The following is an 8,502-nucleotide window of genomic DNA, read 5'->3' as shown; positions in this document are numbered from 1 at the left end:
CACCCGCTCGCGCGCCGCGGGCTTGGCCTCCGGCGTGACCGCGTCCTCGAGGTCGAGAATCAGCCCGTCGGCGGGCAGGGTGCGGGCCTTGTCGAGCGCGCGGGCATTGGCACCGGGAACATAGAGCAGCGAACGGCGGGGTCGGAGGATCATGGTGCGGAGCCCTCTGGAATCAGCTTTGCATCATATCGCGACCGTGCCGTTCCCGTACATCGCGTTGTGCAGGGCCACGGCGATTACCCCGTGCTGGCGAACGGGTTCCGGATGGTCAGGCCGTCGATCTCCTGGCCGTCCTGCATGTCCTCAGAATACAGCGTCCGACATCCCGACTGCAGCGCCGACGCGACGATCAAAGCGTCATAGATGTTGAAGCCCCGACGCGCTGCGATCCCGAGTGCAGCATCATGCGTCTCGACAGTGACCGGCACGACCGGCGTACACAGGGCGCGGATCGCCGAAAGCACCTCGCCGATCTCGCCCCAGGACATGCCGAGTTTGCGACGGCCGACAGCCGCAAACTCGTTCAGCACCTGCGCACTGATGACGCCGCCGGCGGCCAGAAGCGCTTCCGCCACCCCGCTGCGGCTGTCGTCCTGGGCAATGGCATAGAGCAGGATGTTGGTATCCAGGAACGCGTCAGTGCTCATTCGCTTCGTCGCGGTCGAAGCGGAAGCCGGGCGGCAACGGCCGGCGTAGGGCGCGAAGCCGGTCGAGCGCTTCGTTCCGGCTGCGATCCCGGTCCACCAGGAAAGTGCGGTCGGCGGCGAGGCGGATCTCGATATCGTCGCCTTCCTTCAGAGCCAGCGCCTCGACCACCGCGGCGGGCAGGCGGACCGCCAAGCTGTTTCCCCATTTGGCTATACGCACGGCATCACCATGATATACACTTCAATATGTATATCATGAGCGGAGGTGCTGGGCAATCTCACCCGCCCTCGCCAGGCCGTGACCTCCATCACATCGTGCCGCTGTGGTTCGGCATACACCTGTCCTTGGGCCGAGAGCCCGAGGACAAGGACATGATGCTGCGCACGATCATCTGGGTTTACGGCGTTCTGGTGCTGGTCGGCTTCTACATGGGCGCCACGCCGTTTTGAGCCTGCGGGCGCCGCCGCCTCAGGCCGATTTGGCCTTCCCACGATCGAGATAAAAGTCGATCAATCGGGCGGCGTCGTCGTTGTCCCAGGCGGCGCCCCCTTCCAGCCGGCCGATGATGGTGCCGTCGCGGTCGACCAGCACCGTGGTCGGCAGCCCGCGGACGCCCAGGATGGCCGGGGCGCGGCCGGTCGGGTCGAGATAGGTGGGCAGCGCCGCGATCTTGTTCTGGGCGAAGAAGGGCTGCACCTTGGCCAGGCCTTCGCGGTCGATCGACACGGTCAGCACCGCGAAATCCGGCCCGCCCATCCGGGCCTGCAGCCGGTCCAGCGCCGGCATCTCCTTGACGCAGGGGGCGCACCACGTCGCCCACAGATTGACCAGCACGACCTTGCCCTTGAAATCGGCGAGACGAAGGGTGTTGCCCGCGGCGTCGGAGAATGTAATCTCCGGTGCCGGTTCAGGCCGGTCGGCCAGGGCGAAGCTGGCGACGGCGCCGTCCAGGGGCGGCTGGTCCCCCGGGGCCCGCAGCGTCCACCAGGCCGCGCCCGCCGCCAGCAGCAGCACCAGGCCGGCCAAGCCCGCGGCGATCGTTGCTCTCTTTCTCATCCGGTCCGTTCCCATGCCTGATCCGACCCAGCCTGCCACCCCCGTCGCCCCCGATAAAGGCGCCAACACCATGTGGGGTGGGCGTTTCGCCGCCGGCCCGGCCGCGATCATGGAACGGATCAATGCTTCGATCGGCTTCGATCGCAAGCTCTGGGCCCAGGATATCGCGGGATCGCGCGCTCATGTCGCAATGCTTGCCGTGCAGGGCATCGTGTCCGCCGAGGACGCGGCGGCGATCACCAGCGGCCTCGACCAGGTCGGGCGCGAAATCGCCGAAGGCCGCTTCGAATTCAAGACGTCGCTGGAAGACATCCACATGAATGTGGAGGCGCGGCTGGCCGACATCATCGGCCCGGCCGCCGGCCGGCTGCACACCGCGCGCAGCCGCAACGACCAGGTGGCGACCGATTTCCGCCTGTGGGTGCGCGACGCCTTCGATCGGCTGGACCAGGGGATGCAGGCGCTGCAGGCGGCACTGATCGGCCAGGCCGAGGCGCATGCCGACACCATCCTGCCCGGCTTCACCCATCTGCAGGTGGCGCAGCCGATCGTCTTCGGCCATCACCTGCTGGCCTATGTCGAGATGCTGGGCCGCGACCGCAGCCGCGTCGCCGATGCCCGCGCCCGGGCCAATGAGTGCCCGCTCGGCGCCGCCGCCCTGGCCGGCACGCCCTATCCGATCGACCGGCACATGACCGCCGCGGCGCTGGGCTTCGACCGGCCGACCGCGAATTCCCTCGACAGCGTCTCCGACCGCGACTTCGCGCTCGACTACCTCGCCACCGCAGGCATCTGCGCCATGCACCTGTCGCGGCTGGCGGAGGAGATCGTGTTCTGGTCGACGCCGCAGTTCCGCTTCGTCAGGCTGTCCGACGGGTTCAGCAGTGGTTCCTCGATCATGCCGCAGAAGCGCAACCCGGATGCGGCGGAGCTGGTGCGCGGCAAGTCCGGCCGGGTCTTCGGCAGCCTGACCGCCCTGCTGACCGTGATGAAGGGCCTGCCCCTGACCTACCAGAAGGACATGCAGGAAGATAAGGAGCCGGTGTTCGACGCCGACGACACGCTGATGCTGTGTCTCGCCGCCCTGACCGGCATGGTCGAAAGCTGGACCGTCAACCCGCAGGCGATGCGCCGGGCGACCGAGGCCGGCTTCCCGACCGCCACCGACCTGGCCGACTGGCTGGTGCGCACCCTGGGCGTGCCGTTCCGCGAGGCGCACCACATCACCGGCCATCTGGTGAAGCTGGCCGAGGACAAGGGCTGCGGCCTGTCCGACCTTGATCTGGCCGAGATGCAGGCGGTCCATGCCGGCATCACCGATGCCGTCTACGCCGTGCTGACGGCCGAGGCCTCGGTCGCCAGCCGCAAGAGCTTCGGCGGCACGGCGCCCGACCGGGTGCGCGAGGCCGTCCGCACCGCAAAGGAGCGTTTCCTGTGAAACCGTCCGTCCTTCTGCGCCTTCTCCTCGCCGTCACCCTTGCCTTCGGCCTCGTCGCCTGCGGCAAGAAGGCGGCGTCGGTCAGCGCGCCCGACAGCAAGACGTCTGCCTATCCGCGAGGCTATCCCAGCTCATGACCGTGTTTGCGTATCGCGACGGCGCCCTCTTCGCCGAGGACGTCGATCTCGCCGCCGTGGCCGCCCAGGTGGGCACGCCGGCCTATGTCTATTCCTCGGCCCAGCTGGTCGCGAATTACCGCGCCTATGTCGATGCGCTGGCCGGGCTGCCGATGTCGGTCTGCTTCGCCGCCAAGGCCAATTCCAACCTCGCCGTGCTGCGCACCCTGGTGCAGCAGGGGGCGGGGATCGACGTGGTCTCGACCGGCGAGATGCGGCGGGCGCTGGCCGCCGGCTGCCCGGCCGACCGCATCGTCTTCTCCGGCGTCGGCAAGACGGCGGAGGATCTGGAGGCGGCGCTGCTGGCCGAAATCCACCAGATCAACGTCGAATCGCTGCAGGAGCTTGAGCTCTTGTCCCAGGTCGCGGTGCGGGTCCGGCGCGACGCGGTGGTGGCGTTCCGGGTCAACCCCGATGTCGACGCCAAGACCCACGCCAAGATCTCCACCGGCCGCAAGGGCGACAAGTTCGGCATCGAGCTGGAGGATGCAGCCACGGCCTTCGACCGGGCGCGGGTGCTGCCGGGGGTGCGCGCCGTCGGCGTCGCCGCCCATATCGGCAGCCAGCTGCTCGACCTGTCGCCCTATCGCGACGCCTATCGCCGCCTCGCCGACCTGGTGCTCGACCTGCGTGCCGCCGGCCATGCGGTGGAACGGGTCGATCTCGGCGGCGGCATCGGCATCTCCTACAAGGGCGATGCGGCGCCGTCGCTGGCCGATTATGCCCGCATCGTGCACGAGACGGTCGGCGATCTCGGCTGCAGCCTGATGGTGGAGCCGGGGCGGTCGATCTGCGGCGATGCCGGCGTGCTGCTGTCCCGGGTGATCTTCATCAAGCCCGGCCGCACCCGGAACTTCGTCATCCTCGACGCGGCGATGAACGACCTGGTCCGCCCGGCGATGTACGACGCCTGGCACGGCATCGTGCCGCTGCGCCAGCCGGCCGAAGGGGCTGGCGAGGCCGAGTTCGACGTGGTCGGCCCGGTTTGCGAAAGCGGCGACACTTTCGCCCGCGGTCGCGCCCTGCCGCCGCTGGCGGCCGGCGACCTGGTCGCCTTCACCGGGGCCGGGGCCTATGGCGCGGTGATGGCGTCGACCTACAACACCCGGCCGCTGGTGCCGGAGGTGCTGGTCGACAAAGACCACTTTGCCATCGTCAGAAAACGGCCCACATTTGAAGAGATGGTCGCCGGGGAGAGCCTGCCGCCCTGGCTGGCCTCTTGATGGACTGACCATAGAGGCTCCAGGAGGACCGGTGGCCCGCAGCCCGACCGAGGCACCCAAGACGGCGAGCGTTTCCAAACCCGTCGAGCCGTCCGAGCCGCGCATCAAGATCGCGCTGGCTTGGACCGCGGCTGCCTGGGAAACCGTCTGGCGTGCCGGCTGGCCGGTTGTGACGGTGGCTGGCGCCTTCCTGGTCCTGGTCGGCTTCGACCTGCTGCCCGACCTGCCGGGCTGGCTGCACGCCCTGATCCTGCTGGGCTTTATCGGCGCGCTGGTCCTGGCCAGCCGGCCGCTCTGGCGGCTGCGCCTGCCCGACGGCCTCGCCGCGCGGCGCCGGCTGGAGCGCGACAGCGGCGCCCCTCACCGGCCGCTGACCGGGCTGCGCGACACCCAGGCCACCGGCACCACCGATGCGCTCAGCCGCGCCCTGTGGCAGCGGCACCAGCAACAGCGTGCCGCGCAGCTGCGGGCCCTGCGGCCCGGCCTGCCGCGCCCGCGCAATGCCGAAAAGGACCGCTTCGCCCTGCGCGGCCTGGTGGCGATCGGGCTGGTGCTGGCCGTCGTCTCCGCCGGCAGCGACTGGGGCCCGCGCCTCGGCCGCGCCGTGTCGCCCGGGCTGTTCGGTGCCGCCGCGGCGACCGCCCCGCGGCTCGATCTGTTCGTGACGCCGCCGACCTATACCGGGCGGCCGCCGATCTACCTGACCGCGGGCCAGGTGACGCCGGCGAACGGCCAGCCGGCGCCGGGCCCGATCGAGATTCCGGTCGGCAGCGCCCTGGTCGGCCGGGTCTCGGGCGGCGATGCCGCCCCCAGCCTCGGCCTCGCCGGCAGCAAATCCGACTTCGCCGCGATCGACGGCGGCAGTTATGAGCTGAAGGCCCAGATCACCGGCGGCGACCGCATCACCGTGACCCAGGACGGCACGGTGCTGGGCGACTGGCCGGTGAAGGTGCTGCCCGACGCGCCGCCGACCATCGCCTTCGGCCAGAAGCCGAAACCGACCGAACGCCAGGCGCTGCGCCTCGACGCCGCCGCGACCGACGATTATGGCATCGCCACGCTGACCGCGACCTTCACCCTGGCGCCCGGTGCGCCCGCGGTCTTGGACCCGGCGCCGCTGGTCATCCCGCTGTCGGTGCCCGGCCGCTGGCCGCGCGAGGTGAAGACCACCAGCTACCAGGATCTGACGCCCCACCCCTGGGCCGGCCAGGCGGTCGACATCGTGCTGACCGCGACCGATGCGGCGGGGCAGAGTGCGTCGACCGCGCCGGAGCGGGTGGCCCTGCCGGAGCGTGAATTCCACCACCCGGTCGCCCGCGCCATCATCGATCAGCGCCGGATCCTGACCCTGCAGCCGGACCAGTCCGAAAGCGTGGCCGAGACGCTGGACACGCTGTCGCAGCGGCCGGACCGCTATTACGACGACAAGGTCGCGTTCCTGGCCCTGCGCACCGCCGCCCGCCGCCTGTTGTTCGCCCAGGACAATCCGCAGCCGCATGTGGCGGCGCTGCGCGACCTGCTGTGGGATACGGCGCTGCGGATCGAGGATGGCGATATGTCGCTGGCCGAACGCTCGCTGCGCGACGCGCAGCAGCGCCTGGCTGATGCGCTGGAACGCGGCGCCAGTGACCAGGAGATCAGCCAGCTGACCGAAGAACTGCGCCGCGCCATGGACCGCTATCTCCAGGCGATGGCGGAGCAGATGCAGGACAAGATCCGCCGCGGCGAAATGGCCGAGACCCAGGTGCCGCCGGATGCGCAGGTCATGGACCGCAAGCAGTTCCAGGACATGATCGACCAGATGCAGCGCCTGTCCGAATCCGGCGCCAAGGACCAGGCCCGGCAACTGCTGTCCCAGATGCAGAACATGATGGAAAACATGCATATGGGGGCGGTCAGCCAGGAGCAGGCCCAGGCCCAGCAGCGCGCCATGAACCTGATGAAGGACCTGCAGAAGCTGACCAACGCGCAGCGCCAGCTGCTGGATCAGACCTTCCGGCAGCAGCAGGCGCAGCAGGGCGGGGACGAAAGCGACCCGTCGCAGCAGCCGCAGGACGGCACGCCGGAGCAGAACGCCCAGGCGCAGGAAGCGCTGCGCAAGGCGCTGGGCGAGATGATGCGGCAGCTCGGCGACATGGGCGGCGACATTCCGATGCCGCTCGGCCGGGCGGAACGGGCGATGAAGCAGGCCGGTGACGCGCTCGGCCAGGGCAATCCCGGCGGGGCGGTGCCGTCGCAGACCGAGGCGCTGGACCAGCTGCAGCAGGGCCTGCAGGGGCTGGCCCAGCAGATGATGGAAGGCATGAACGCCCAGCCGGGCACGGGCCGGGCACAGCAGGGCCGGAATTCCATGGGGCAGGACCCGCTCGGCCGGCCGCTCACCGGCCAGGGCGGCACCGATGCGGAGAACAACGGCACCAAGGTGCCGACCCAGTTCGACACCGAACGCGCCCGCGCCATCCTCGACGAATTGCGCCAGCGCCTCGACGACCGCTCGCGCGCACCGGTCGAGCGGGACTATATCCAAAGGCTGCTGCGCCAGTTCTGAGTCGCGGCCCTTCCCAGCCGCGGGCATCGCCCGGGCTTCCGCCAGGATGAGGACTATCGTGACGGCGATCACGCTCGAGATGATCCGCGACGCGCGCACCCGCATCGCGCCGCATGTGCTGCGCACCCCGACCCTGCCGCAGGTGCGGCTGAGCGAGACGCTCGGCCTGCCGGTGGTGGCGAAGCTGGAACTGCTGCAGCACAGCGGCTCCTTCAAGGCGCGCGGGGCGTTCAACGCCATGCTCAGTCTGGACGCCGCGGGGCGTGAGGCCGGGGTGGTCGCGGTCTCCGGTGGCAACCACGCCCTCGCCATCGCCTATGCCGCCCGGGTGCTGGGCGTCGCCGCCAGTGTCATCATGCCGAAGACGACGCCGGAGAACTACGTCGCCGGCACCCGCGCCGATGGGGCGGAGGTGATCCTGACCGCGGACATCGCCGCGGCGTTCGACGAGGCGCATCGCCAGGCCGCCGCCGGGCGCACCTTGATCCATCCGTTCGACGATCCGCTGGTGATCGCCGGCCAGGGCACCATGGGCCTCGAGCTGCTCGAGGACGCGCCTGAGATCACCGACATCATCGCCTCGATCGGCGGCGGGGGCATGATCTCGGGCGTCATCACCGCGGTGAAGGCGCTGCGGCCCGAGATCCGGATCTGGAGTGTCGAGACCGAAGGCGCCGATGGCATGAGCAAGGCGCTCGCGGCCGGGCATCCGGTGCGGCTCGACGCCATCACCTCGATCGCCAAGACGCTGGGCGCGCCGTCCGTCTCCGACCGCACCCTTGCCATCGTCCGTGACGCGGTCGAGGAGGTGCTGGTGGTGCCGGATGCCGAGGCGGTGCGCGGGTTGCAGATCCTGGCCGAACAGGCCCGGGTGGTGACCGAACCGGCGGCCGCCTGCACCCTGGCCGCGGCGCTGCGGCTGAAGGACCGGCTGCCGCGCGACGCCCGGCTGGCGCTGATCCTGTGCGGCGGCAACGTCACGCTGAACGACGTCGAACGCTGGCGCCGGGAATTCGGCGTGGCCTGACCCGGTACGAATCCGTACCTACGTTTCTACGCCTTTTGGCAGCGCCTCTTTCCACCAAAGGAGGCGCTGCCCCAACGGGGGCCGCTGAATGTCCCAATTGTCGGTCGAGCCAGCCGTTGGGTAGCGTTCAGCCAGGGGACAATAGTGCAACAGGGCTGGCGCTCCATGACCGATCTTCCCGAGACACCTCCACCGGTCGACATGTCGACGGACCGGCGCGATTTCCTAGCCAAATGCGGCCGCTTCGCCGTCATCACGCCGCCGGCGGTGACCATGCTGCTGTCGACCAGCCTGACCTCGCAGGCGATCGCGAAGTCGGGCGGCCAGGCCGGCGGCGGTGGCCCTGGCTATGGCGGCGGCGGATGGGGCGGTGGCCCCGGTTCCGG

The 8,502-nt window shown here is 69.9% G+C and carries 10 protein-coding genes and 1 pseudogene; 7 read left to right on the top strand and 4 right to left on the bottom strand.

Features of this window, described 5'->3' with window-relative positions; genetic code table 11:
* The 3 genes from AC3XYG_RS25740 to AC3XYG_RS25730 form a co-directional block, all read right to left on the bottom strand.
* A partial coding sequence (locus AC3XYG_RS25740) for an aldolase/citrate lyase family protein (RefSeq protein ID WP_489142724.1) occupies nucleotides 1-153 on the bottom strand: 153 nt, incomplete at its 3' end.
* An 83-nt stretch (nucleotides 154-236) separates the two neighbouring features.
* Nucleotides 237-647, bottom strand: a complete 411-nt coding sequence (locus AC3XYG_RS25735; RefSeq protein ID WP_489142723.1) for a PIN domain-containing protein — start codon at nucleotides 645-647, stop codon at nucleotides 237-239.
* Nucleotides 637-867: an AbrB/MazE/SpoVT family DNA-binding domain-containing protein gene (locus tag AC3XYG_RS25730; protein WP_489142722.1), complete on the bottom strand. Its 231-nt coding sequence runs from the start codon at nucleotides 865-867 to the stop codon at nucleotides 637-639. Before AC3XYG_RS25730 ends, AC3XYG_RS25735 begins: the two co-directional genes overlap by 11 nt.
* Before the next feature lie 26 nt (nucleotides 868-893).
* Here AC3XYG_RS25730 and AC3XYG_RS25725 point away from each other — a divergent pair, with 26 nt between their 5' ends.
* Complete coding sequence (locus AC3XYG_RS25725; protein WP_489142721.1) at nucleotides 894-1,097, top strand: hypothetical protein; 204 nt, start codon at nucleotides 894-896, stop codon at nucleotides 1,095-1,097.
* Between the two features lie 19 nt (nucleotides 1,098-1,116).
* Here the strand turns inward: AC3XYG_RS25725 and AC3XYG_RS25720 are convergent, their stop codons facing one another.
* The gene (locus tag AC3XYG_RS25720; RefSeq protein ID WP_489142720.1) at nucleotides 1,117-1,704 is read right to left on the bottom strand and encodes a TlpA family protein disulfide reductase; all 588 of its coding nucleotides are present in this window, start codon (nucleotides 1,702-1,704) and stop codon (nucleotides 1,117-1,119) included.
* A 13-nt stretch (nucleotides 1,705-1,717) separates the two neighbouring features.
* Here AC3XYG_RS25720 and argH point away from each other — a divergent pair, with 13 nt between their 5' ends.
* The 6 genes and pseudogenes from argH to AC3XYG_RS25690 form a co-directional block, all read left to right on the top strand.
* Nucleotides 1,718-3,142: an argininosuccinate lyase gene (argH, locus tag AC3XYG_RS25715; RefSeq protein ID WP_489142719.1), complete on the top strand. Its 1,425-nt coding sequence runs from the start codon at nucleotides 1,718-1,720 to the stop codon at nucleotides 3,140-3,142.
* A complete protein-coding gene (locus tag AC3XYG_RS25710; protein ID WP_489142718.1) occupies nucleotides 3,139-3,279 on the top strand; it encodes a hypothetical protein in 141 nt (46 codons plus the stop codon). The genes argH and AC3XYG_RS25710 overlap by 4 nt, the downstream gene beginning before the upstream one ends.
* Entirely contained in the window at nucleotides 3,276-4,541 is a 1,266-nt protein-coding gene (gene lysA, locus AC3XYG_RS25705) for a diaminopimelate decarboxylase (RefSeq protein WP_489142717.1), read from the top strand. The genes AC3XYG_RS25710 and lysA overlap by 4 nt, the downstream gene beginning before the upstream one ends.
* Nucleotides 4,542-4,572: 31 nt before the next feature.
* On the top strand, nucleotides 4,573-7,089 hold the full coding sequence (locus AC3XYG_RS25700; protein ID WP_489142716.1) for a TIGR02302 family protein: 2,517 nt from the start codon (nucleotides 4,573-4,575) through the stop codon (nucleotides 7,087-7,089).
* A gap of 58 nt (nucleotides 7,090-7,147) precedes the next feature.
* Nucleotides 7,148-8,116: a threonine ammonia-lyase gene (locus tag AC3XYG_RS25695; protein WP_489142715.1), complete on the top strand. Its 969-nt coding sequence runs from the start codon at nucleotides 7,148-7,150 to the stop codon at nucleotides 8,114-8,116.
* A gap of 165 nt (nucleotides 8,117-8,281) precedes the next feature.
* Nucleotides 8,282-8,502 (top strand): annotated as a pseudogene (locus AC3XYG_RS25690) (hypothetical protein); the annotation flags it as partial.

The sequence above is a fragment of the Inquilinus sp. genome (assembly GCF_057815775.1).
This window is presented reverse-complemented; position numbering and strand designations above follow the sequence as displayed.